This window comes from Beijerinckia sp. L45 (assembly GCF_009765775.1).
In the GTDB taxonomy this organism is placed as follows: domain Bacteria; phylum Pseudomonadota; class Alphaproteobacteria; order Rhizobiales; family Beijerinckiaceae; genus RH-AL1.
The window spans coordinates 36,517-58,846 of sequence record NZ_LMUU01000139.1 but is presented as its reverse complement, the minus strand read 5'-3'; the positions used below and the strand labels follow the sequence as shown (position 1 = coordinate 58,846).

The following is a 22,330-nucleotide window of genomic DNA, read 5'->3' as shown; positions in this document are numbered from 1 at the left end:
CCCTATAGAGTGGGCCGCGAATTCACAGCACGTCCGGATAAAAACTTTTGGCTGATAAACCTGACGAACCGAGAGCCCCCGGTTTCGACGTCCGTCCCGTCTCGATTTCCGATGAAATGCAGCGGAGCTATCTCGATTACGCGATGAGCGTGATCGTCAGCCGCGCGCTGCCCGACGTACGCGACGGACTCAAGCCCGTGCACCGGCGTATCCTGCATTCGATGCAGGAGCAGAACCATCTGCCCGACCGCCCCTACGTCAAGTCCGCCCGCATCGTCGGCGACGTCATGGGTAAGTATCACCCCCACGGCGATTCTTCGATCTACGAAGCGCTCGTCCGGATGGCCCAGCCGTTCTCGCTGCGCCTGCCGCTGATCGACGGCCAGGGCAACTTCGGCTCCGTCGACGGCGATCCCGCCGCGGCGATGCGCTACACCGAATCGCGCCTGGCGAAGCCAGCTTTGGCGCTGATCGAGGACATCGATTCCGACACCGTCGACTTCCAGCCGAACTACGACGGCAAGGAGCGCGAGCCGGTCGTTTTGCCGGCGCGCTTCCCCAACGTCCTGGTTAACGGCGCCGGCGGCATCGCCGTCGGCATGGCCACCAACATTCCGCCGCACAACCTCGGCGAGATCATCGACGCCACCATCGCGCTGATCGACGATCCCGAGCTGACGATCGAGCAGATGATGGAGATCGTCCCCGGGCCGGACTTCCCGACCGGCGGCAGCATCTTGGGCCGCTCCGGCATTCGCTCGGCCTACACTACGGGGCGCGGCTCGGTGGTGGTGCGTGCCAAGGCCGAGGTCGAGATCCTGCGCAAGGATCGCGAAGCGCTGATCGTCACGGAGATCCCGTATCAGGTCAACAAGGCAACCCTGATCGAGAAGATGGCGGAACTTGTCCGCGACAAGCGGCTCGAAGGCATCTCCGACCTCCGCGACGAGTCCGATCGCGACGGCATGCGCATTGTCATCGAACTGAAGCGCGATGCCGTCTCCGACGTCGTGCTGAACCAGCTGTGGCGCTTCACCGCCATGCAGTCGAGTTTCGGCTGCAACATGATCGCCCTGAATGGCGGTCGGCCGGAGCTGCTGAACCTTCGCGATTTTTTGGTGGCTTTCGTCGACTTCCGCGAGGAGGTCGTTACCCGGCGCACGAAATTCCGCCTGAACAAGGCGCGTGACGCGGCGCATCTGCAGGTTGGTCTCGCCATCGCCGTGGCCAACATCGACGAGGTGATCCACCTCATCCGCACCTCGCCCGACGCCGCGACCGCTCGCGAAGCCCTGATGGTCCGCGCCTGGCCGGCCAAGGACATGGCGCCGCTGATCCTGCTGATCGCCGATCCGCGTCATTCGCTCGGCGAGGACGGGCTTTATCGCCTGTCCGAGACCCAGGCGCGCGGCATTCTCGACCTGCGCCTCGCCCGCCTGACCGCGCTCGGGCGCGACGAAATCGCCGAAGCCCTCAACAAGCTCGCCGTCGAGATCGCCGACTACCTCGACATTTTGCGCTCGCGCGAAAGACTGTTCGGCATCATCAAGGATGAGATGCTGGCGGTGAAGACTGCCTACGCCACGCCGCGCCGGACTCAGATCTTGGACGGCGTCGACGGCGTCGAAGACGAAGACCTGATCCAGCGCGAAGACATGGTCGTCACCGTGTCGCACGGGGGCTACGTCAAACGTGTGCCGCTCTCGACGTACCGGGCGCAGCGCCGCGGCGGCAAGGGTCGCTCCGGCATGCAGACCCGCGACGAGGATTTCGTTGCCCGACTGTTCGTCGCCTCGACGCACACGCCGATGCTGTTCTTCTCGTCGCATGGTCAGGTCTACAAGGAGAAGGTGTGGCGCCTGCCGCTCGCCGCACCGCAGGCCCGCGGCAAAGCGCTGATCAACATGCTGCCGCTGGAGCAGGGCGAGCGTATTACGACCATCATGCCATTGCCCGAGGACGAGACGGAGTGGGCGGACTACGACGTGATGTTCGCGACGACGCGCGGCACGGTGCGGCGTAACAAGCTGTCCGATTTCGCCCAGGTCAACCGAGCCGGCAAGATTGCGATGAAGCTCGATCCCGGCGAGGACATCGTCGATGTCCAGATCTGCCGCGAGAACGACGACACGCTGCTGACCACGCAGAAGGGCCAGTGCATCCGTTTCCCCGTGACCGACGTCCGCGTCTTCAAGGGCCGCGACTCGATGGGCGTCCGCGGCATTTCGCTGGGCGAGGGCGATCGCGTCATCGCGCTTTCGATCCTCCGCCACATGGAGGCTGATGCCGGCGAGCGGCTTGCCTACCTGAAGATGCGTCGGGCGATCGCGGGCGAAACTGTCGCCGATTCGACGAGCGAAAGCGTCATCGAGGACGCGGCGGCCGAGGGTGCCGAGGCCGACGACGTTCAGGCCTCGAGCCTGTCGCAGGAACGCTACGTCGAGATGTCGCTGGCCGAGCAGGTCATCCTCACCATTTCCACGAAGGGCTTCGGCAAGCGCACCTCGTCGTTCGAGTACCGGATCACCGGGCGCGGCGGCAAAGGCATCGTCGCGATGGCGGTCAACGCGCGCAACGGCCAGCTTGTCGCATCCTTCCCGGTGGAGGATGGCGACGGCCTGATGCTGGTCACCAACGGCGGTCAGTTGATCCGCGTGCCGGTCGACGGCATCCGCGTCGCCGGTCGCGGGACGCAGGGCGTCACCGTGTTCAAGATGGGCGGCAAGGAAGAGGTCGTCTCGGTCGAACGTATCCCGGCCGACGAAAACGAGACCGACGCCGACGGTGAAGCGCCCGAGGGCGAGGACGGCGCGCCGGCGGGTGAGGGCGGGGAGGGCTGAGGCTTTTCAGTCTCGTCCTTTGATACCTGACATGGCGCGGCGGTATTATCTGTCGCTGCCAAAGCGTGCGGTCAATTCGAAGAGCGTCTCATGCCGAGCCGAGCTATCAACGTGAACCTCCCCGAAGACGTCGTCGCGCGCCTCAAGGCCATGGTAACATCCGGCGAATATGCGTCCGAAACGATGTCATCCAAGAGGGCCTTCGTGTCCTCGGCGCGCGAGGCATGGCTCGAGACCGATGTTGTGAAGAGTTTCGATGAATACGAGGCTGATCCATCGATCGCCATTCCTGCAGCCGAAGTCTCTGCCGGGCTGGAAGCGCGGCTTCGTGCGCATCTTCAAAAATGCTGAGCAGTTTTCCGCTAGTCGAACAGCGGCATATCAAGGGCTTTAGCCGGCTTCCGCGTTCGAGACTGTATCCGCCCGCTGGATTGTGCAAGGTCGAGCGCAGCTGAAAGCATCGAAAGCCGTTTGGTCAATTCAGTCTCTGACCATAGATCTAAATCGGATAGCGTAAACCTTCGAACTTTGCGTTTCCCATCAGCGCTGGCGCTCAGATCAATATATTCAAGATCTGTGGTTAGTCCGAAAAACTCCTGGTCAAGAATAAATCTCTTATGAATGGTGGCTACCATTGCAATTTGGCTGAGTGTAAGTGCGAAACTCTTTCGAGGTTGTAGATAAAAAAGCTTCACAACTTTGTTTTCTGTAAAAAAGAAAGGTATCCGAAAACCTGATGTCCTGGATTGGCCAAAGTTAAATTTTCGAGGCGTAAGATCAAAGACCTGTGTAGACCGGCCAAACGCATGCGGAGCGGCTAAAGAAACAACATCTTCGTTCGCTTTTTTTCCGATCGGATTCTTTTCCGCCGCGCATCCGGCGAGAAGCAGCTCAGGTCTATGTATCCCCTGATAGGCTACCTTTGTAATTCGTGTGCTTCGATGATAATTCCAAGGGACACTAGGCGAATCGAAGAAGCTGATAAACCACTCGGCTGCTTCCTCAGGTGTTGATCCTTCAACCCTGGCAAGATCTGGTACGGATGGTGTGGGAAGCATAATCAATGACTTTGTCCCTTAATATGAAGAGATTGCCGTCTGCTGCTTTTTGCAAACCAGATCTTTATCATCTCATCAGGGATAATCATACCTGGGACTGCTTCCGTTTCGGCTTTTCGCCAGATCTTTTCCCAGGGCGAGTCAGTTTCGTGAGTCAAATCTGATAATTTGAATGCGTGAAACTGCGAGTAATAGTCAAATATATTCTGGAGAAATTCCATAGTATCGGCATCAAAATTGAATGGCGTTTCGACAAAGCTGCTTGCGTTTGGGTCGAAAGACGTCAGCTTTATGTCTATGCATTTTGATTTTAAATGTTTTAGTTGGTCGTATACGAGCCTGTTAACCGGACCATGTCTCCAAGCTTCAAAAGGTTGAGCAACCAAGGGCGTGCCGAATTTCACAAGATGCCATGCATGCGCAAAGTATAGCACCTTTAATAGCGTCATAACAGTAATCGGCCTGCGCGTTGCTGACGCGCGTTCGATAAGAAAGTTGGATATAGCGCGGGCATCGTGCATATAAGCAGTTAAAGGGCGGTTTATTCTGGATCAAGTGAAATCAGCCAAAGCTGGCCGATGCTAGTGTTTTTCGGTTTAGGTGTTGCACCTGCGATGCAGAACGCTGTGGAAAACGCGCGTTTAGAACCTATGGCTCAAATTTGTGCGCAGGCCTTAAAGACTGGTAAGCCGGCGCGGTCGGATCGAAGCCGGGGGCGCCGTGATCGTCCCGCGCAAGATCTTGTGCAGGTTGAAGGTGCGATCCGATTGCTCCGGTACCGTCATCACGGCGACCACGCGGCCGTGCTCGGTAATCAAAAGCTGATCGATCGTCCGAGACCGGATCTGCCCAAGCAACTCGGCGGAACGCGCGCTGAAGTCCGCTGTATCCACTGACAGAGCATTGGCACCCATCGCGACGTCTCCCGATCGGTTCAAGTTGCGATTTTTCGCATTATAGCGTCAATCGCGTTCCGTTGCTCCCTTCACGGCGTCCCCGATGTCCCGCACCGCCCTCTACACCGGCTCCTTCGATCCCGTCACCAATGGCCACGTCGCGCTGCTCGCCGCCGCGGCGCGGCTCTGCGACACGCTGGTCGTCGCCATCGGTGTCCATCCCGGCAAGACGCCGATGTTTTCCGTCGAGGAGCGGCAGATGCTCATCGTCACGAGCTGCGCCACGGCGCTGGAGGGCACCACCTGCGCGCTGCATGTCGTGACCTTCGAGGGCCTCGCCATCGAGGCGGCGCGAACCAATGGCGCCAGCATCATCGTGCGCGGCCTGCGCGACGGCACCGATCTCGACTACGAGATGGAGATGTCGGGCATGAACGCCGTCATGGCCCCTGCCATTCAGACCATTTTCCTGCCGGCGCCACCGTCTGTTCGTCACATTACCGCGACATTAGTCAGGCAGATCGCGCAAATGGGAGGCGATGTCTCGCCTTTCGTGCCCGCGCCGGTCGCAGCCGCGCTGCGCGACAAGTTTGCCAAAGACCGTTAAGCCACGCTCCTTAGCCAAGACCGCCTCAACAGGAATCGGAACAGCATGATCTTCGACCGTCGCGCCCTCGTCGGCGCCTTCGCCTGCACCCTTCTCGCCGGCGCGATCGCCGCGCCTCTGGCTGCCGCGCCCGCCGCCGATGTCGCAAACCAGGTCGTCATGACCACCAAGGACGGCAAGATCGTCATCCAGCTGCGACCGGATCTCGCGCCGAACCACGTCAAGCAGATCGAGACGCTGACAAAACAGAAGTTTTACGACGGCATCGTCTTCCATCGCGTGATCGGCGGCTTCATGGCCCAGACCGGCGACCCGACCGGTACCGGCGGTGGCGGCTCCAAGCTCCCCGACCTGAAGGCCGAATTCTCCAGCGCGCCGTTCACCCGCGGCACCGTCGGCATGGCGCGCTCGTCGAGCCCCGATTCGGCCAATTCGCAGTTCTTCATCTGCTTCGCCGAGTCGTCGTTCCTCAACAACCAGTACACCGTCGTCGGCCAGGTCGTGTCGGGCATGGATGTCGTCGACAAGATCAAGAAGGGCTCGCAGTCTGACAACGGCAGCGTGACCAACCCGGACAAGATCGTCACGATGAAGATGGCCAAGGACGCCAAGTAAAATGCGGGCAGGGCGCGCCTCGATCTTCGGGGTTGCGCTCTGCCTGTCTTTGCCTGCCGAAGCCGCGCCGGCGCTGAACCTGCCCGGCGAGATTGGGGCGCGGATCGCCGCATGCTGGCATCCCCCTGCGGAAGGCGACGAGGTCACGCTTCGCCTCAGCTTTCGTGCCGATGGATCCCTGTTCGGCAAGCCTCGCATGACCTATGTGAAGGCGGTCGGCGGTGCCGATGGCGAGGCCGCGGTCGCCAATTCGATCTTCGCGGCACTTCAGGCCTGCAGCCCCTTGCGGTTTACGCCCGCACTCGGAGCCGCTATTGCGGGCCGCACGTTCCTCATTCGCTTCGTCGCCCCGCGCAAGGCGCTTCGGGCGGCGCTTTAATTTAGGAGACTACCCATGGCCGAGGCCGGAAATACTTTGACGCTCGAGACGAGCAAAGGCCCCGTGGTGATCGAGATGCGGCCGGATCTGGCGCCGAACCATGTCGCCCACATCAAGAAGCTCGTCGAAGAGAAGTTCTATGACGGCATCGTCTTCCACCGCGTCATCGACGGTTTTATGGCCCAGACCGGCTGCCCCAACGGCACCGGCACCGGCGGCTCGAAATATCCGAACCTGAAGCAGGAGTTCAACGCCGAGAAGCACGTGCGCGGCACCTGCTCGATGGCCCGTGCCCAGAGCCCGGATTCAGCGAACTCGCAGTTCTTCATCGTGTTCGATGATGCGAGCTTCCTCGACAAGCAGTACACGGTGTGGGGCAAAGTGGTCTCCGGGATGGAGAACGTCGATGCGATCAAGCGCGGCGAGCCCGTCCGCGATCCCGACAAGATCGTCTCCGCAACGCTGAGCTGAGCCTTCTCCCTTCTCCCGCTTGCGGGAGACGGTGTCGCGGCGAAGCCGTCACGGATGAGGGCGCCGGGCTCGAGTTGCCGTCTTGGTCGCGAGCGAATACCGCATCGCCCTCATCCGACCCTTGCTGACGCAAGGGCCACGTTGTCCCGCTGGCACGGGAAAGCTACCGTCATAGAACGAGTCCCATGCGCGTCGACCTCTTCGATTTCGATCTGCCGCCGGAGCACATCGCCCTGCGGCCGATCGAGCCGCGAGAGGCGGCGCGTCTTCTCGTCGTCCATCCTGGGTCCGACCTCGCCGACAAGCACTTGCGCGACCTCCCGGGCCTTTTTCGCCCCGACGACGTGCTCGTCGTCAACGATACCCGCGTCATTCCCGCCCGCTTGAACGGCACCCGCACCCGCAACGGAATCGCGGCGCGGATCGAGGCGATGCTGCACAAGCGCGAGGGTGCGGAGCTCTGGCGCGCGTTTCTGCGCCCGGCGAAAAAGCTGGTCGCCGGTGAAAGCATCCAGTTCGGGACAGCCGAGGATCCGCTCGATGCCGAACTCGTCAAGCGCGGCGACGATGGCGAGGGCCTGCTGCGGTTTTCCCAAGCCGGCGCGGCGCTCGATCGTGCACTGGAGCGTTTCGGCTCGCTGCCGCTGCCGCCTTACATCGCAGGCAAGCGCGCGGTCGACGCCAAGGACAGCGCGGACTACCAGACCATTTTCGCCAGCCGGCCCGGTGCGGTTGCCGCCCCAACAGCAAGCCTGCATTTCACGCCCGCCCTTATCGCCGCGATCGAATCAAGGGGCGTTACCATCGTGCGGCTGACCCTGCATGTCGGCGCCGGCACTTTCCTGCCGGTAAAAGTGGACGAGACCGAGAACCACCGCATGCACGCGGAGTGGGGCTCGCTCGACGCCGCGGCGGCCGAGCGACTGAACGCCGCCAAGCGTGCCGGCGGCCGGATCATCGCCGCCGGCACGACAAGCCTGCGCCTGCTCGAGACCGCCACCGGCGAAGACGGCGTGGTAAAACCCTTCTCCGGCGATACCGCGATCTTCATCACGCCAGGCTATCGCTTTCGGACGGTCGACTGCCTGCTCACCAATTTTCACTTGCCGCGGTCGACCCTGTTCATGCTGGTCGCCGCCTTCTCCGGACTCGATACGATGCAACGCGCCTATGCCCACGCCGTCGCCACCGGCTACCGCTTCTACAGTTACGGCGATGCCTGCCTGCTGAGCCGCCAGGCATGAAGGCTTTCGGCTTCACGATCGCCGGGACAGACGGCTCGAGCCGCACCGGAACCATCACCACGTCGCATGGCGAGATCCGCACGCCGGCCTTCATGCCGGTCGGCACCGCGGCGACGGTGAAGGCGATGCATCCGCAGGAGGTACGCACGCTCGGGGCCGACATCGTGCTCGGCAACGTCTACCACCTGATGCTGCGGCCGGGCGCCGAGCGCATCGCCTCACTCGGTGGCCTTCACCATTTTATGCAGTGGCCTCATCCGATCCTGACCGATTCCGGCGGCTTCCAGGTCATGTCGCTCGCCAAGCTGCGCAAGCTCAACGAGAACGGCGTCACCTTCCAGTCCCACATCGACGGCTCCAAGCACACGCTGACGCCGGAGCGCTCCATCGAGATCCAGGGCCTGCTCGGCTCGGACATCCAGATGCAGTTCGACGAATGCATCCGCCTGCCGGCCACCGACGCCGAGGTGGAACGCGCGATGCAGCTGTCGCTACGCTGGGCCGCACGGTCGAAGGCCGCGTTCGGCACGCAGCCGAACCATGCTTTGTTCGGCATCGTCCAGGGCGGGACCACGCCGATGCTGCGCCGCACCAGTGCCGAGGCGCTGACCGCGATGGGCTTCGACGGCTACGCGATCGGCGGCCTCGCCGTCGGCGAGCCGCAGGCGGCAATGCTCGAGACGATCGAAGCCACCGTGCCGTTTCTCCCGGTAGCTGCGCCGCGGTACCTCATGGGCGTCGGCACGCCGGACGATATTTTGGAGAGCGTCGCGCGCGGCATCGACATGTTCGATTGCGTGATGCCGACGCGGGCTGGTCGCCATGGGCTGGCCTATACGCGCCATGGAAAACTCAACCTGCGCAACGCCCGCCATCAGGATGATCCCGCGCCGATCGATCCGCGGGCGTCGTGCGAGGCGGCGCGGATCTATTCGCGGGCTTACCTGCATCATCTCGTCCGGTCCGGCGAGATCCTGGGGATGATGCTGCTGACCGCGATCAACATCGGCTATTATCAGGACCTCATGCGCGACATCCGCGCGGCCATCGCCGAAGGCCGGTTTGCCGACTTCTGCGAGGCGACGAAGCGGGCCTGGGCCGCTGAAATCGCAGGCGATGCGGACGAGGTGGCTTGAACATTTGGCTCGGTCCGCGCTTAAAATTTACCGCGCGGCGTTTTGTGCACCTGCTAAAAGACCTCAGCAATCGTCTTGCGGCGCGTGATGACGCAGCCCGAAGATCGTGCGGCGGGGATGACCATGAGCAGCACTTCCGAACCGGTCCCCGCGCGCCCGCAGCCGCCACTGAAAAGCCCGGCAGCCGCGCCTCGGCCGCGGCTGAGCGTCGGCGCGCGAATCCGCAACTGGTTCCTGACCGGCGTCGTCGTGGCCGGCCCGCTGATGCTGACCGCTTATCTCGTCTGGTGGTTCGTCGATTCCGTCGACAACACGGTGCGCAAACTGGTGCCAGTCAAATTCTGGCCGGATAATTACCTGCCGATCCCGCTGCCGGGCTTCGGCGTGATCTTCGCCTTCCTGGCGTTGACGTTGCTCGGCTTTCTCGCTGCGAATCTCGCCGGACGGACGCTGATCTCGCTCGGCGAGACGATTCTTGACCGCACGCCAGTGATCCGCTCGATCTACAAGGGGCTCAAGCAGATTTTTGAGACCCTGTTCTCGCAGTCCGGCACGTCGTTTCGCACCGTCGGGCTGGTCGAGTTCCCGCACAAGGGCTCCTGGTCGATCGTCTTCATCTCGGCGCCGCCATCGAGCGTGATCGAGGCCTATCTGCCGGCCGATGGCGAAGAGCGGATCTCGGTGTTTCTGCCCTGCGTGCCCAACCCGACCACGGGGTTCTACTTCTATGTCCCGGCCAGCGAGGTGATCGAACTGCCGATCACGCCCGAGGACGCGGCCAAGCTCATCATGTCCTGCGGCGTCATCCAGCCGGACGGGCAGGCGGCGCTGGCCGCGATGGCGGAAGCCGCCAAGCGCGCCGCCGCGCCGGAAACGCGGGTGGTCAGTGCGGACGAACGCGTCTAGAGCATTTGCGACGAATGCCGGCTCGGCTTTGCGGCGCAAACATGCTTTCACGAGCATTGAACCGCGAAGCCAGCGTCTGATCCCCTTCCCCCTTGCGGGGAAGGGTTAGGGATGGGGGTCCGCCCGCCTGCTCCGTCGGTGAAGAACACCACGACCCCCACTCCCAACCTCTCCCCGCAAGGGGGAGAGGGGCAGATCGCGGACATTGCTCTGTCTGCGCTACAGATCCGGAATACGCCTTGGCCGTCTACACTGAAGTTTCCGACGAGGATCTCGTCGCCTTTCTTGCCCCCTATGATCTCGGCCGCGTGCTGTCCCTGAAGGGGATCGCCGAAGGTGTCGAGAACTCGAACTTTTTGCTCAAGACCGAAGCCGGCTCGTTCATTCTCACGCTTTATGAAAAGCGCGTTGCCGAAGGCGACCTGCCGTTCTTCCTCGGCCTGATGGAACATCTCTCCGCCCGCGGGCTGTCGTGCCCCCAGCCGGTGACGACATGCGCCGGTACCGCGCTTGGCGTGCTCGCGGGTCGCCCGGCCGCGATCGTGACCTTTCTCGAGGGCTTGTCCGTGCGCCGCCCGGCGCAGCGCCATTGCGCGGCCACAGGCGCCGCGCTCGCCGACTTCCATGTCTTCGGCGAAGGCTTCGCGCTCTCGCGGCCCAACACGCTGTCGCTTGGGGGCTGGTCGCCATTGTTCGAGGCCGCGCGCGCGCGCGCCGACGGTGTCGCGCCTGGCCTCTGCGCCTTCATCGAAGCCGAGTTGGCGTTCCTGCACGCGAACTGGCCGCGCGATCTGCCGAGCGGCATCATCCACGCCGACCTGTTCCCGGACAACGTCCTGTTCCTTGGCGATGACGTATCGGGCCTGATCGATTTTTACTTCGCGTGCTCAGATGCTTACGTCTATGATATTGTAATCTGCTTGAACGCGTGGTGTTTCGAGTCGGATGGGTCTTACAACATCACCAAGGGGCGCGGCCTCATCGACGCCTACCGCGCGCGGCGGCCGCTGAGCGAAACCGAGATCGCGGCGCTGCCGGTCCTTGCCCGCGGCGCGGCGTTGCGCTTTGCCCTGACGCGGCTGGTCGACTGGCTCAACGTACCGCCGGGCGCCCTGGTCCGTCCCAAGGATCCGGCCGAATACGTGCAAAAACTGCGCTTCCACCAGCGTGTCGAGAGCCCGGGCGAGCTGGGGGTGAGTGCATGAGCGAGCGCGTTGCGATCTGGACCGACGGCGCCTGCTCCGGCAATCCCGGCCCCGGCGGCTGGGGTGCCATCCTGAAATTCGGCGAGGTGGTCAAGGAGGTCAGCGGCGGCGATGCCGCGACGACCAACAATCGCATGGAGCTGATGGCCGCGATCTCGGCGCTGGAATCGTTGACGCGGCCGTGCGCGGTCGACGTCTATACCGACTCGAGCTACGTGCGCGGCGGCATCATGGGCTGGCTCGCCGGCTGGAAGCGCAACGGCTGGAAAACGGCGGACAAGAAGCCGGTGAAGAACGTCGAGCTATGGCAGCGCCTCGACGAGGCGGCGAAACGCCACGAGATCGTCTGGCACTGGGTCAAGGGCCACGCCGGCGACCCGATGAACGAACGGGCCGACGTGCTGGCCAACACCGGCATGGCGCCGTTCAAACGGCGATAGGGTTTCTGCTGTTCCGGGCTGTCATCCCGGGTTCGCACTCTGCGGTGCGCCCCGGGATGACATTGTTGCAGACAGCGTCAGAGCTGCGTCAGCAGCGTCTCGGCGCTCGAGGCTTCGGCCTTGCCGGGGTTGGCGTCGACATTGAGGGTGGTGACGACACCGTTGTCGACGATCATCGAATAGCGGATCGAGCGTGTGCCGAGGCCGCGCTCGCCAAGGTCGACGGTGAGGCCCGTCGCTTCGGCGAATTTGGCGCTGCCGTCGGCAAGGAAGGTCACCTTGCCCTGGCCGCCGGTGCTCTTGTCCCAGGCGCCCATCACGAAGACGTCGTTGACGGCGGTGACGAGGATTTCGTCGACGCCCTTGGCCTTGATCTCGGTTTCCTTGTCGAGAAAGCCCGGCAGGTGGTTCATGCTGCAGGTCGGCGTAAACGCGCCGGGGACGCCGACGAGGACGACCTTGCGGTTGGCGAAGATCGCATCGCTCTTGCGCGGTGCCGGGCCGTCTTCCGTCATCACGAAGAAGGTCGCCTCGGGAAGCGTGTCACCAACTTTGATCGTCATCGTTCATCCTCGGTTTCGATGCCGGTGTTGGAGCCAGTTTTAGGGGAAAAGTCCAACAATTTTCATGACTCACGGCTTGGCCGCGACATCGAGGGATCGGGTTGCGACGAAACTTTGCGGCCGTCCTGCCAGGGTGAGCGTGACCGGTACGATGCTGCTTGTCGTCACCAACGCAAGCTGGCTTGCGACCAGCGTCCATGTCCCGGGCCTGGTGCCCGCCTTGGTGTCGAAGGCATAACCTTCCGGCGCGTCGGCAAAGACATCGGAGATCGGGGCTTTGCCGGTCCACGCCAGCGTCCAGGTCGGTTTTTTCGCGCCTGCGACCGGCGTCACGGTCAAGTCTTTGTGTTCGCGCGGCGACAGCGGTGTCGGCACCATCGCAAACGCGGCGTCGACCACATCGGTCACGTCGGCCTTGGCCGGCAACGCCAAGTCTGCGGTGCTATGGCCGGGCATACAAATCTTGTTGCAGACGGCGTAGCTCAGATCGACATGCAGGCTCGAGGGCATTTTGGGATTTGCCGGCGTCACCAGCACCGGAAACACCACGCGGTCGGTATAACCGAACGCGTCGAGACCGTCTTCGGTAATGCGGGCCGGGGCGGGAAACAGCACCTCGGCCTTGGCGACGTTGGTCGAATCATTGAAGGCAAACACTGGCGGCACGCCGGCATCGCCGGGCTGCTTCCAGTATGTATGCGAACCGGACGCCATCGCGATGACGACGCCGGTCCGATAGCGGCCATCGGCCATGGCACCTGCCGCGATTAGCCTTACGCTCGCCACGTCGCTGCCGGAACTCTTGGGTATATCCTGCGCTGATCCAGGCTCGACGCTGGTGCAGAAAGCACACAGGACGAGGCAAAGCCCGATGCCCCGCCCAACGACGGAAATCTTATGGATAGAATTTTGCTTAGCATTCATTGGGCACCAATAATCCCTGGTGAAGCGCGCTCAGGACAGGACTTCAAGAACGATACGATCCATCGCGATATCAAGAGGCCGCAGGCATGAGACAGACAAAGATCGACGCGTCGCGTTCATCAGGTGGCTTCCCCGGTCACTGCGGTTTCCTGGACGGTCAGATGCTGGTCGCCATGCCCGGCATGGAGGACACCCGCTTTGCCCGCTCAGTGATCTACCTTTGCGCCCATTCCGAGGACGGGGCGATGGGGATCATCATCAACCAGCCCGCGAGCAAGGTGAACTTTCCCGACCTTCTCGTGCAACTCGACGTCATCGCGCGGGATGACGTGATCCGCCTGCCCAACAAGGCCGGCGCGATGCAGGTGCTGAAGGGCGGTCCGGTCGAGACGGGCAGGGGCTTCGTCCTGCATTCCAACGATTTCTTCATCGACAATTCGACGCTGCCGATCGACCAGGGCATTTCGTTGACGGCCACAGTCGACATCCTGCGTGCCATCGCCAAGGGCTCCGGGCCGGATCGCGCCGTGCTCGCGCTCGGTTATGCCGGCTGGTCGGCAGGCCAACTCGAAGTCGAGATGCAGCACAACGGATGGCTCAACGTGCCGGCCGAGCCCTCGCTGATCTTCGATACGGCGCTCGAGTCGAAATACGAGCGGGCGATCCGTACGATGGGGATTGATCTCGGCCGGCTGTCGACGCAGGCCGGCCGGGCCTGACCGGCCTGTCTTCAACCAAGCGTGAAGCGGTTCGTGCCGAGCAGCGCCGTCGTGGGTGCCGGATCGGTTGACGCGGTATCCCTCGCAACGTAGCCAACTTCGTATTGGTTATGATCCCGAGGGGACCTCATGCGTTACGTCATCGATCCGCCGCCGCAGGCGTCCGTCCCGGTCGATGGCGAAGAGGCGGCATTCCCCGTCCGTCGGATCTGGTGCATCGGGCGCAACTACGCCGACCATGCCCGCGAGATGGGCCATGATCCCGATCGCGAGCCACCATTCTTCTTTTCGAAGCCCGCAGATGCGGTGACGACGCTCGACGTTCTGCCGTTCCCGACCGAGACGCAGGACCTGCACCACGAGATCGAGCTGGTGGTGGCGATCGGCACCGGTGGCAAGGATATCGCGGCCGAAGACGCGCTGAACCACGTTTATGGTTACGCCATCGGCGTGGACATGACGCGCCGCGACATCCAGGCGGTAGCGAAGAAGTTGGGTCGGCCGTGGGACCTTTCGAAAGGCTTCGATCAATCCTGCCCGATCGGGCCGATTGCTCCGGCCTCGAAAATCGGCCACCCTGCCAAAGGCAAAATCGAGATCACCGTAAACGGCGCCGTGCGCCAGACCGGTGACCTTTCCCAGATGATCTGGTCGGTGCCGGAGAGCATCGCCTATCTCTCGCGCTTCGTCGCGCTCGCACCCGGCGACCTCATCATGACCGGCACGCCGGCTGGGGTGAGTTCGGTAAAGCCCGGCGATGCGCTCCACGGCACCTGCGACGGCGTCGGTTCCGTCGCGTTCACCTACGCCCCAGTCTGAGATCGATCGACGCGGCCTCGACCCTGATCGAGGCCGCAACAAGGATCAAAATCATGCAGAATCGTCGCCGTTTCCTCACTGCTACTGCCGGTCTCGCCGGCGTCGCATCGATGCCGCTCGCCGCCGTAGCGGCTGAGACAGGTGCCGCGCCGCGGCTCGCGCTGCCGGCTTTGCCGGTGCCGACGCTGCCGATCGTCGGCTCGGATGCAAAATTCCAGGTGCGCCGCATCTATTGTATCGGCCGCAACTACCTGGCCCATGTCGAAGAGCTCAACCACGACCGCAGTCAGCCGCCGCTGTTCTTCCAGAAGGCGCGCGACATGATCGTGCAGAGCGGCGAGCCCGTGACCTTCCCGTCGCTGACGCACGACTATGAGCATGAGATCGAGCTGGTCCTGGCGATGAAGTCGGGCGGCATGAACATCCCCGTCGAGCATGCGCTCGATCACGTCTACGGCTATGCCGTGGGCTTGGACATGACCCGCCGCGACCTGCAGAACGCCGCGCAGGAAAAGCGCCAGCCCTGGGAATCCGGCAAGTCGTTCGAACAGTCCGCGCCGTGCTCGGCGATCACGCCGGTCAGCGCCAGCGGCCACATCAGCGCCGGCACGATCGTCCTTACCGTCAACAACAAAGTGGTGACCGAGGGCAACCTGAAGGACATGATCTGGAACACCGCTGAGATCATCGCCCATCTGTCGACCGCGTTCGGCCTCGCTGCCGGCGATCTCATCTACACGGGCACGCCGAAGGGCGTCGGCAAGGTGAACCCCGGCGACGTGATGGTGGCGAAAATCGAGGGCTTGAGCGAGCTGCGGACTCCGATCGTCGCCTAGCCCCTTCGGCCCTTCACAGGCCCATTGCATCAGCGAAACGCCGCCCGTAACACAGGCGACGCGGGGGATTGAGGCATGGTCTACAAAACGCGACGCGAGGTTTTAGCGGCCTCCGCGGTTGCCGCGCTGGCGACGCCGGCGCTCGGCCGAACCATCTCGGGCGAGATGCCATGGGAGCCGAACGATGCGCATCCGCCGGCACCCGTCGTGCCCGGCCCGCTGCAATTCCTCACCCCGGACGAGGCCGCGACGATCGACGCCATCGTCGATCGTCTGATTCCGTCGGACGAGCTGGGCCTCGGTGGCAAGGATGCCGGCTGCACCGTCTTCATCGACCGCCAGCTTGCCGGCTCCTACGGAACCAACGAGACGCGCTACACCAAGGGGCCGTTTCCCGAGCATACGCTGCCCTCGCAGGGTGCGCAGAGCCCGTTGACGCCGCGCGAGCAGTATCGCAACGGGCTCGCCGCGCTCGCGACTTACTGCAAGGCGACGTTCGACGGCCGCGCTTTCGAGGCGCTCAGCGCCGCCGAGCAGGACACGCTGCTGAAAGGCCTGCAGAAGGGGGACGTCAAACTTCCCGGCTTCAGCGCCAAGATGCTCTTCGCAGCCGTCCACACCAACGCGATGGAAGGCTATTTCGCCGATCCCGTCTATGGCGGCAACCACGAGATGGCCGGCTGGAAGCTCGTCGGCTTTCCCGGCACGCGTTACGATTATCGCGACGTCATTGCCAATCCGAACCAGCCCTACACGCGCCCGCCGGTCTCGATCCAGGGCCGCGCCGAATGGACGAAGCCCGGCAAATGACGACAATCCTCCCCCGCAAAGGCGTCGTCATCGTCGGGCTCGGCTGGACCGGCTCGATCCTCGCGCTCGAACTGGCGCGCCAGGGTCTTGACGTCGTCGCGATCGAGCGCGGCCCGTGGCGCGACACCGCGACCGACTTCAACATCGGCACCGCCGCCGACGAGCTGCGTTACTCCGCGCGCCAGGAGACCCTGGTGAAGCCGGCGCAGGAAACCCTGACGATGCGCAACACGCCAGCGCAGACGGCGTTGCCGATCCGCAGTTGGGGCAGCTTTTTGCCGGGCAGCGGCGTCGGCGGCTCCGGCATGCATTGGAACGGCCAGACCTGGCGTTTCCTGCCGAACGACTTCGTCATCAACAGTCATCTGACCGCGCGCTACGGCGCCGCCGCGCTACCGCAGGGTCATCAGATCCAGGACTGGGGCGTGACTTATGACGAGCTCGAGCCGCATTACGATGCGTTCGAATACCTCTGCGGGATCTCCGGCGTCGCCGGCAATCTTCGTGGCAAGATTCAAGAAGAGGGCAATCCGTTCGAAGGCGCGCGTCAACGCGGCTATCCCACGCCGCCGCTGAAGCAGGGCTACGCCCAGGATCTCTTTGCCAAGGCCGCGCGGGAGCATGGGCTGCATCCGTTTCCGCGGCCCTCCGCCAATCTGTCGACAGCCTATACCAACACTTATGGCTGCTCGCTCGCGCCCTGCACCTATTGCGGCTTCTGCGAGCGCTTCGGCTGCGCCAACTATGCCAAGTCGAGCCCGCAAACCTGCGTGCTGCCGGCGCTGATGCGCGAGAAAACGTTCGAGGCCCGCACCGAATGCGAGGTCACCAAGGTCAACCTCTCCGCCGACGGCAAGCATGCGACAGGCGTCACCTATGTCGACAAGGATGGTGTCGAATTCGAACAGCCGGGCGATCTCGTTTTGCTCTGCGCCTATGCGCTGTTCAACGTCCGCCTCATGCTGCTGTCGGGGATCGGCAAGCCCTACGACCGTGATCGCAACGAAGGTGTCGTCGGGCGCAATTACGCCTACCAGTCGAGTTCTGGGTCGACGGCGTTCTTCGAAAGCGCGCGCTTCAATCCCTTTGCCGCCTCGGGTTCGCTCGGCGTCACCGCCGACGACTACAATGGCGACAACTTCGATCATGGCGGCCTCGGCTTCGTCGGCGGCGCTTCGATCACCTCGGCCCATACGAACGGCCGGCCGATCAGCTATCGCCCGGTGCCGCCGGGCACGCCGACCTGGGGCGCCGCCTGGAAGCGCGCTACCGCCGACACCTATCAGAAGGTGACGACCGTCAACGCCGCCGGCAGCGTGATGAGCTATCGCGACTGCTATCTCGACCTCGACCCGACTTACAAGGACCCGCTCGGGCGGCCTCTGTTGCGGATGACGTTCGATTTTCAGGACAACGAGCGGAAGATGGCGCGCTGGATGGCCGAGCATTGCGTCGATATCGCCAAGACGATGGGTGCCAAACAGACCGTGCTCAACACCATCACCGAACCCTGGTCGGTGGTGCCGTATCAAACCACCCACAATACCGGCGGGGCGGTGATGGGCAGCGATCCCAAGACCAGCGCGCTCAACAAGTATCTGCAGAGCTGGGACGTCTCCAACGTATTCGTCATGGGGGCCTCGGCCTTTCCGCAGAACGCCGGCTACAATCCGACCGGCACCGTCGGTGCGCTGACCTACTGGGCGCTGAATGCGATCAAGACGACTTACCTCAAAAATCCCGGCCCGCTGGTGACGGTATGAGCGTATCGATCCGCCAGACCGTTGCTGCGCTGGGCCTTGCCGTCGTCGCGCTCGCTCAAGGCGGCGCCGCCAATGCGGAGACTACCAAGACGGCACCGATCGCCGCCGACGATCCGCGCATGGTTGCGGGCCTAGCGATCTACACCGACACCTGCATGGCCTGCCATCGCGCGACGGGGGAGGGTGTCCCGAACCTGTTTCCAAAACTCGCGAAGAGCGACGTGGTGCAGCAGAAGAACGCCGCCTGGCCGATCATCATGGTGCTGCAGGGCGGCCGCTCCGGGGCGACGGATGCCTCGCCGACCGGAGCGGCCATGCCTTCGCTCGGCTGGCGCCTGTCCGACGATCAGGTCGCGGATGTCCTCACCTATATCCGCAACAGCTGGGGCAATGCGGCTCCGGCGCTCGCGGCACGCGACGTGGAAAAGCTTCGGCAGTAGGTGAAGCGAGGCGCGATCGCGCCTCGCCGATCGTCGACTTGGTTCAGCTCGCGAGCAATTCCTTCAGCGCGATGTCGAGGATCTTGATGTCGTCGGGGCTGGTGCCCGGACCGCCGGCGAAGTGGCCCCAATAGGTGTCGACCACGTGCAGCTTCGCGTTCGGCATGTGCTCGACCTCGATCGCATTGTCGGCCGGCGGGAAATAGAGGTCGGTGGAGGCCGGCATGACGACGGCCTTGGCCTTGATGCCGGCCAGCGCCTTCTTGTAGTCGCCGCCGTAGAGCGGATTGTTGGAAATGTCGCCGTTCTGCCATGTCCACAGCATGGTGAGGAGATTGTTGGCATCCTTGGAGAGCAGCCAGCCTTCCCAGAATCCGACGAGAAAATCCTCGAGCGAGGCGTAGCCCATCTTCTGGATGTCGGCCTCGATGCGATAGAATTCCTGCGACAAGCCCCAGCCGGCGTAGACGCGGGCTGCCGCGCGCAGGCCCTTCTGCGGCTGCTCGGTGTAGAAACCGTCCATGAAGGCCGCGTCGCACATCAGCGCGGAGCGCACGCCTTCGAGGAAGACGAAGTTGTGCCGCGAACATTTCGCCGAACCCTGGAACGGCAGGATGCGCTCGACCATGTCCGGATACATCGCGCCCCAGTGATAGGTCTGCAGCGCGCCCATCGACCAGCCGGTGACGAGCTTGATCGTCGTGATGCCAAACTTTTCGGTCACCAGCCGGTGCTGTTGCGCGACGTTGTCGTAGGCGGTGATCTTGGGGAAGCGCGAGCCGTTGTAGGGAGCGGGCGTGTTGCTCGCCGAGGTCGACAGGCCGTTGCCGAACATGTTCGGGATGATGATGAAGTACTTTTCCGGGTCGAGCGCCAGGCCCGGGCCGATCAGCCACTCGTTCTCGACATGCGTCCCCGAGTACCAGCAGGGATAGACGATGACGTTGTCCTTGGCCGCACTGAGCGTGCCGTAGGTCTTGTATGCCATCTTCGCGGCCCGCAGAGTCTGGCCGGACTGCAGGACGATATCGCCCAGCTCGAAAATCTCGTAATCAACCATTGCTTGACCTCCCCTTGATGCACGGATGTGCGGTTTCGAAATCGTCGGCTCTCAGCGGAGCAGGCGGGCATGATCGGTCGGCCAGGACGCCATGACGACGTCGCCGATCGTGTAGGGATCTTTGAAGAAAATGCGTTCGGGCACGTAGGCGACGAATTCGTCCGTCCCGATCGCGTCGAGCAAGACTTTCACGAAATTGCCCTGGTATTCGACGGCGAGCACGCGGCTGGCGATCGAGGACGTCGCTGCGGACAGGTCCTTGCCGGGGCGCACCAGATCGATGTCGTCGCGGCGCACCGCGATATCGATCCGGTCGCCCCGACTAACGTGCCCGGTGCCGATCGGCACCGAAACGGCGCGCAGTTCCGGCGCTGTGAAGGTCGCATGCTCGTCGTCGACCGCCGCGACGGCGCCGGAAAATACATTCTGGCCGCCTAGAAATTCCGCGACATAGCGATCCCTGGGGCTGGCGTAGACTTCGCGTGCGGGGCCGGCCTGCTTGATCTCCCCCTTCTCCATCACCACCACGAGGTCGGCGAGCGCGATGGCCTCCAGCTGCGAATGGGTGACGTGGACGAAGGTGATGCCGAGGTCGCGCTGCATGCGGCGCAATTCCGTGCGCATCTGCACCCGCAGCTGCTCGTCCAGGGCGGAAAGCGGCTCGTCGAGCAGCAGAACCCGCGGCTCGGTGATCGCGGCACGCGCCAACGCCACGCGCTGCTGCTGGCCACCGGAGAGGTTTGCGGGCAGGCGATTGGCGAGCTCGGTCAGCCGCACCTTCTCGATCATCGCATCGGTCTGGCGGTAGCGGTCGGTCTTGGAGAGGCCGCGCACCCGCAGCGCGAAGGCGATGTTGTCGCGCACGGTGAGATGCGGAAACAGGGCGTAGGACTGAAACATCATCGCGGTGCCGCGCGCGACCGGCGGCAGGCCGACGACGTTGCCGCCGCCGATCAGGATCTCGCCGTCCGTTGGATCCTCGTGGCCGGCGATCATCCGCAGAATGGTGGTCTTGCCGCAGCCCGACGGCCCGAGAAAGCAGCAATAGGCGCCGTTCGGGATTTTGAGATTCACGCCCTGCACGACGTTGGTCAGTCCGTCGTAGCTCTTGCAGAGACCGGCGAGCTCGATGTCGCCGCGTTGCACCGTCATCGCCACCATCTCCGTCAGTGTGAGCCGACGCGATTGCCGCGTCGTCTTTGCATCAGCACGATGGTGCCGAGGCTCGCGCCGATGATCAGGAAGGAGACGATCGTCGTGACCGTGCCGAGCGCGTAGAGCGACGGCGAGGTGACGTTCATCGTCATGCTCCAGATCTCGAGCGGCAGCGTGTTTTGCGGCCCGGCCGTCTGCAGGGTGCGGGCGAATTCGTCATAGGACAGGGTGAAGCCAAACAGCGCCACGGCGACCAATCCCGGCGCCAGCACCGGGATGATCACCAGCCGGATCGTCTGCCAGGCGGAGGCGCCGAGGTCGTGCGCGGCCTCTTCCCAGGCGGAATTGAACCGCGACATCACCGCGAACATCACCAGCACGCCGAAGGGCAGGGTCCAGGACAGCTGAGCGCCGAGCGCTGAGCCATACCAGGACGTGTCGATGCCGAGCGCGTTGAACAGCAGGCCGACGCCGATTCCGAGCACCAGGCCCGGCGCCACCAGGCTGCCGATCATGAGGGTGAACACGGTATTGTCGCCGGGAAAGCGGCGGCGGAACGCCATCGCCGCCATGAAGGACACCACGACCGTCACGATCGTCACCACGATGGCGAGCTTGATCGACCGATCGAAGGCGCCCTTGACGTCGCCGGTCCGCACCTGGGTGAAGAGATCGACGAACCAGTGCATCGACAGGCCCTTCATCGGAAAGACGAGGCCCCCCCGCACGTCCTGGAACGACAAGATGTAGATGCAGATCATCGGGCCGTAGAGCGCCACGACGTAGAGCGTGAAGAGGGTGGCGAGAACATAGAAGGTCCAGGGCCGCCCGCCGCGCCGTGGTGCGATGGCGCGGCGGAGTGCCCGCGGTTCTGCCGGAAGCTCGTTGACAGGGGCGCCAGTCATCGCGTGATCTCCTTGCGGATATCGACGGTCCGCAAAATCAGCGCCACGGCCGCCATGAGCACCACGGTCAGGATCACCGCGCTCGCCGCCGCGGTGGGGTACTGCAGCACGGAAATGTCTTCGTAGAAGGCGCCGACGACCGAGGCGGAGCCGCCGCCGGACATCACCTTGGTGACGAAGAAGTCGCCCATGACGATGGAGACGACGAAGATCGAGCCGAGCGCCACGCCGCTCTTCGACAGCGGCACGATGACCAGCCGCATGATGTCGAAGCGGCTGGCGCCGGCGTCGATCGCCGCCTCGACCACGCGTTTGTCGATCCGCGCCATGGAATTGAAGATCGGCACGACCATGAAGATGGTCAGCTGATGCACGTAAGCGACGACGACGGCGAAGCTCGAGTAGAGCAGGAAACCGAGCGGCTCGTGGATGACGCCGAGGCCGAGCAGGGCGGAATTGATCAGGCCTTCCTTGCCGAGCAGGGGGATCCACGAGATCATCCGGATGATGTTCGAGGTCCAGAACGGCACCGTGCAGAG

Annotated in this window: 26 protein-coding genes; 17 read left to right on the top strand and 9 right to left on the bottom strand. The window is 63.4% G+C overall.

All coding sequences use genetic code 11. The features are described from left to right. Positions 1 to 47: 47 nt before the first annotated feature. Together gyrA and GSQ79_RS14680 are read left to right on the top strand one after the other, a co-directional pair. Complete coding sequence (gene gyrA / locus GSQ79_RS14685; protein ID WP_158809449.1) at positions 48 to 2,840, top strand: DNA gyrase subunit A; 2,793 nt, start codon at positions 48 to 50, stop codon at positions 2,838 to 2,840. Between the two features lie 90 nt (positions 2,841 to 2,930). Then, the gene (locus GSQ79_RS14680; RefSeq protein WP_158809448.1) at positions 2,931 to 3,191 is read left to right on the top strand and encodes a type II toxin-antitoxin system ParD family antitoxin; all 261 of its coding nucleotides are present in this window, start codon (positions 2,931 to 2,933) and stop codon (positions 3,189 to 3,191) included. Positions 3,192 to 3,202: 11 nt separating this feature from the next. Here the strand turns inward: GSQ79_RS14680 and GSQ79_RS14675 are convergent, their stop codons facing one another. From GSQ79_RS14675 to GSQ79_RS14665, 3 genes are all read right to left on the bottom strand, one after another. Next, the gene (locus GSQ79_RS14675) at positions 3,203 to 3,904 is read right to left on the bottom strand and encodes a hypothetical protein (protein ID WP_158809447.1); all 702 of its coding nucleotides are present in this window, start codon (positions 3,902 to 3,904) and stop codon (positions 3,203 to 3,205) included. Next, on the bottom strand, positions 3,901 to 4,347 hold the full coding sequence (locus GSQ79_RS14670) for a Panacea domain-containing protein (protein WP_158809446.1): 447 nt from the start codon (positions 4,345 to 4,347) through the stop codon (positions 3,901 to 3,903). Before GSQ79_RS14670 ends, GSQ79_RS14675 begins: the two co-directional genes overlap by 4 nt. 225 nt (positions 4,348 to 4,572) lie before the next feature. Continuing rightward, positions 4,573 to 4,812, bottom strand: a complete 240-nt coding sequence (locus tag GSQ79_RS14665) for a hypothetical protein (protein WP_158809445.1) — start codon at positions 4,810 to 4,812, stop codon at positions 4,573 to 4,575. A gap of 85 nt (positions 4,813 to 4,897) precedes the next feature. Here GSQ79_RS14665 and coaD point away from each other — a divergent pair, with 85 nt between their 5' ends. The 9 genes from coaD (at position 4,898) to rnhA (ending at position 11,797) form a co-directional block, all read left to right on the top strand. Beyond that, positions 4,898 to 5,401, top strand: a complete 504-nt coding sequence (gene coaD / locus GSQ79_RS14660) for a pantetheine-phosphate adenylyltransferase (RefSeq protein WP_158809444.1) — start codon at positions 4,898 to 4,900, stop codon at positions 5,399 to 5,401. 45 nt (positions 5,402 to 5,446) lie between these two features. Next, a complete protein-coding gene (locus tag GSQ79_RS14655; protein WP_158809443.1) occupies positions 5,447 to 6,016 on the top strand; it encodes a peptidylprolyl isomerase in 570 nt (189 codons plus the stop codon). Position 6,017: 1 nt separating this feature from the next. Next, a complete protein-coding gene (locus GSQ79_RS14650; protein WP_158809442.1) occupies positions 6,018 to 6,395 on the top strand; it encodes a hypothetical protein in 378 nt (125 codons plus the stop codon). A gap of 15 nt (positions 6,396 to 6,410) precedes the next feature. Then, the gene (locus tag GSQ79_RS14645) at positions 6,411 to 6,866 is read left to right on the top strand and encodes a peptidylprolyl isomerase (RefSeq protein WP_158809441.1); all 456 of its coding nucleotides are present in this window, start codon (positions 6,411 to 6,413) and stop codon (positions 6,864 to 6,866) included. 185 nt (positions 6,867 to 7,051) lie between these two features. After that, entirely contained in the window at positions 7,052 to 8,110 is a 1,059-nt protein-coding gene (gene queA / locus GSQ79_RS14640) for a tRNA preQ1(34) S-adenosylmethionine ribosyltransferase-isomerase QueA (protein ID WP_158809440.1), read from the top strand. Then, a complete protein-coding gene (gene tgt, locus GSQ79_RS14635) occupies positions 8,107 to 9,246 on the top strand; it encodes a tRNA guanosine(34) transglycosylase Tgt (protein ID WP_158809439.1) in 1,140 nt (379 codons plus the stop codon). The genes queA and tgt overlap by 4 nt, the downstream gene beginning before the upstream one ends. 123 nt (positions 9,247 to 9,369) lie before the next feature. Then, a complete protein-coding gene (locus GSQ79_RS14630) occupies positions 9,370 to 10,152 on the top strand; it encodes a DUF502 domain-containing protein (RefSeq protein WP_158809438.1) in 783 nt (260 codons plus the stop codon). Between the two features lie 239 nt (positions 10,153 to 10,391). Continuing rightward, positions 10,392 to 11,357, top strand: coding sequence for a homoserine kinase (gene thrB, locus GSQ79_RS14625; RefSeq protein WP_158809437.1), 966 nt, complete (start codon positions 10,392 to 10,394; stop codon positions 11,355 to 11,357). Continuing rightward, complete coding sequence (gene rnhA, locus GSQ79_RS14620) at positions 11,354 to 11,797, top strand: ribonuclease HI (RefSeq protein WP_158809436.1); 444 nt, start codon at positions 11,354 to 11,356, stop codon at positions 11,795 to 11,797. The genes thrB and rnhA overlap by 4 nt, the downstream gene beginning before the upstream one ends. A gap of 77 nt (positions 11,798 to 11,874) precedes the next feature. Here rnhA and GSQ79_RS14615 read toward each other — a convergent pair whose 3' ends face one another. Together GSQ79_RS14615 and GSQ79_RS14610 are read right to left on the bottom strand one after the other, a co-directional pair. Then, positions 11,875 to 12,360 carry a peroxiredoxin gene (locus GSQ79_RS14615; protein WP_158809435.1) on the bottom strand — a complete coding sequence of 162 codons (486 nt, stop codon included), beginning with the start codon at positions 12,358 to 12,360 and terminating at the stop codon, positions 11,875 to 11,877. Positions 12,361 to 12,429: 69 nt separating this feature from the next. Further along, a complete protein-coding gene (locus GSQ79_RS14610) occupies positions 12,430 to 13,113 on the bottom strand; it encodes a protein-disulfide reductase DsbD domain-containing protein (RefSeq protein WP_158809434.1) in 684 nt (227 codons plus the stop codon). A gap of 257 nt (positions 13,114 to 13,370) precedes the next feature. Between GSQ79_RS14610 and GSQ79_RS14605 the strand changes: the two genes are divergently transcribed. The 6 genes from GSQ79_RS14605 (at position 13,371) to GSQ79_RS14580 (ending at position 18,671) form a co-directional block, all read left to right on the top strand. Further along, positions 13,371 to 14,003, top strand: coding sequence for a YqgE/AlgH family protein (locus tag GSQ79_RS14605; RefSeq protein WP_158809433.1), 633 nt, complete (start codon positions 13,371 to 13,373; stop codon positions 14,001 to 14,003). A 129-nt stretch (positions 14,004 to 14,132) separates the two neighbouring features. Beyond that, positions 14,133 to 14,822 carry a fumarylacetoacetate hydrolase family protein gene (locus GSQ79_RS14600; protein ID WP_158809432.1) on the top strand — a complete coding sequence of 230 codons (690 nt, stop codon included), beginning with the start codon at positions 14,133 to 14,135 and terminating at the stop codon, positions 14,820 to 14,822. A gap of 53 nt (positions 14,823 to 14,875) precedes the next feature. Beyond that, a complete protein-coding gene (locus tag GSQ79_RS14595; protein ID WP_246725338.1) occupies positions 14,876 to 15,658 on the top strand; it encodes a fumarylacetoacetate hydrolase family protein in 783 nt (260 codons plus the stop codon). Positions 15,659 to 15,733: 75 nt separating this feature from the next. Next, positions 15,734 to 16,468 carry a gluconate 2-dehydrogenase subunit 3 family protein gene (locus GSQ79_RS14590; protein WP_158809431.1) on the top strand — a complete coding sequence of 245 codons (735 nt, stop codon included), beginning with the start codon at positions 15,734 to 15,736 and terminating at the stop codon, positions 16,466 to 16,468. Beyond that, positions 16,465 to 18,231 carry a GMC family oxidoreductase gene (locus GSQ79_RS14585; protein WP_158809430.1) on the top strand — a complete coding sequence of 589 codons (1,767 nt, stop codon included), beginning with the start codon at positions 16,465 to 16,467 and terminating at the stop codon, positions 18,229 to 18,231. The genes GSQ79_RS14590 and GSQ79_RS14585 overlap by 4 nt, the downstream gene beginning before the upstream one ends. After that, positions 18,228 to 18,671, top strand: a complete 444-nt coding sequence (locus tag GSQ79_RS14580; protein WP_158809429.1) for a cytochrome c — start codon at positions 18,228 to 18,230, stop codon at positions 18,669 to 18,671. The genes GSQ79_RS14585 and GSQ79_RS14580 overlap by 4 nt, the downstream gene beginning before the upstream one ends. Before the next feature lie 43 nt (positions 18,672 to 18,714). On the opposite strand, the gene GSQ79_RS14575 is transcribed toward GSQ79_RS14580, so the two are convergent. From GSQ79_RS14575 to GSQ79_RS29575, 4 genes are all read right to left on the bottom strand, one after another. Then, positions 18,715 to 19,731 carry an alpha/beta fold hydrolase gene (locus GSQ79_RS14575; protein ID WP_158809428.1) on the bottom strand — a complete coding sequence of 339 codons (1,017 nt, stop codon included), beginning with the start codon at positions 19,729 to 19,731 and terminating at the stop codon, positions 18,715 to 18,717. Positions 19,732 to 19,782: 51 nt separating this feature from the next. Beyond that, positions 19,783 to 20,883 (bottom strand): ABC transporter ATP-binding protein, encoded by a 1,101-nt coding sequence (locus tag GSQ79_RS14570; RefSeq protein WP_158809427.1) that lies wholly within the window; start codon positions 20,881 to 20,883, stop codon positions 19,783 to 19,785. Positions 20,884 to 20,897: 14 nt separating this feature from the next. Then, positions 20,898 to 21,791 carry an ABC transporter permease gene (locus tag GSQ79_RS14565; protein WP_158809426.1) on the bottom strand — a complete coding sequence of 298 codons (894 nt, stop codon included), beginning with the start codon at positions 21,789 to 21,791 and terminating at the stop codon, positions 20,898 to 20,900. Further along, a partial coding sequence (locus GSQ79_RS29575; RefSeq protein ID WP_246725337.1) for an ABC transporter permease occupies positions 21,788 to 22,330 on the bottom strand: 543 nt, incomplete at its 5' end. The genes GSQ79_RS29575 and GSQ79_RS14565, both read right to left, overlap by 4 nt.